Origin of the sequence: Mycoplana azooxidifex, assembly GCF_014196765.1 — a bacterium.
In the GTDB taxonomy this organism is placed as follows: Bacteria; Pseudomonadota; Alphaproteobacteria; order Rhizobiales; family Rhizobiaceae; genus Mycoplana; species Mycoplana azooxidifex.
The window spans coordinates 1-1,271 of sequence record NZ_JACIEE010000029.1 but is presented as its reverse complement, the minus strand read 5'-3'; the positions used below and the strand labels follow the sequence as shown (position 1 = coordinate 1,271).

1 protein-coding gene is annotated in these 1,271 nt (G+C 58.6%); it reads left to right on the top strand.

All coding sequences use genetic code 11. The features are described 5' to 3' along the window. The first annotated feature begins 63 nt into the window (after positions 1-63). Positions 64-1,253, top strand: a protein-coding gene (locus GGQ64_RS27545; protein WP_183808494.1) for an IS3 family transposase whose coding sequence is annotated in 2 segments (ribosomal slippage) — positions 64-316 and positions 316-1,253 — 1,191 coding nt in all. Because the reading frame shifts where the segments join, the coding sequence is not laid out codon by codon here. The last annotated feature ends 18 nt before the right edge of the window (positions 1,254-1,271 follow it).

The window sequence follows — 1,271 nt, the reverse complement described above, 5'->3', positions numbered from 1 at the left end:
TGACCTGCCACTAAAAATTCCCTCCAAAAGTTATTAGAGTCCGGCCCTTCAAAGGACGGACGAATGAAGAAGAGCAGATTTTCAGACGAGCAGATCATTGCGATGCTGCGCGAGCAGGAAGCCGGGGCGAAGACGGCTGACCTGTGCCGCAGGCACGGGATTTCGGAAGCAACATTTTACAACTACAAAGCCAAATTCGGTGGCATGGATGTCTCCGAAGCCAAGCGACTGAAGGCCCTGGAGGACGAGAACGCCAAGCTGAAGAAGCTTCTCGCGGAACAGATGTTGGACGTCGCCGCACTTCGCGAGCTTCTTGGAAAAAAATGGTAGGGCCTGCCGCCAAGCGTGCTGCCGTCGCGCATCTGAAGGCCGTCATGGGCGTTTCGGAACGGCGGGCCTGCCAAGTCGTTTCAGCCGACCGGACGATGATCCGTTACCAATCGCAGCGACCGGCGGAGACCGATCTGCGGAAAAAGCTGCGTGATCTGGCCAACGAGCGCCGCCGCTTCGGCTATCGACGTCTGTTCATCCTGTTGCGGCGGGAGGGAGAGCCATCCGGTGTCAACCGCATCTATCGGCTCTACCGCGAAGAAGGTCTGTCTGTCCGGAAACGAAGGGCCAGGCGGCGAGCGGTCGGCACCCGTGCCCCGATCGTTGTCGAGGCAAAGGCCAATGCCCGCTGGTCGCTGGATTTCGTGCATGATCAGTTCGCTTGTGGACGCAGGTTCCGCATCCTCAACATCGTCGATGATGTCACGCGCGAGTGTTTGGCCGCTATCCCGGATACGTCGATCTCCGGACGCCGTGTCGCTCGCGAACTGACGACGCTGATAGAGCGGCGCGGCAAGCCCGGAATGATTGTTTCCGACAACGGCACGGAACTCACGTCGAATGTGATCCTCATCTGGTCGAAGGAGCACAAGGTCGAGTGGCACTACATCGCTCCGGGCAAGCCGATGCAAAACGGCTATGTGGAAAGCTTCAACGGCCGGATGCGCGACGAACTGCTCAACGAGAGCTTGTTCTTCGGTCTCGACCATGCCCGCAGTGCCATTTCGGAATGGGCGGAGGACTACAATACCTTCCGGCCACACTCATCGCTCGGATACCAGACCCCGGCAGCCTATGCCGGGATCATCACCGCAACCGGTTCCAACGCTGCGCGAGATGAAAGCTTCGCGTTGCCACCGGTTGCTCACACCGCGCCAACTGGCGTATCAAAAAACGCCGAAACTCTAATCGCCTTTGGATGAAAGTTCAGTGGCAGGTCA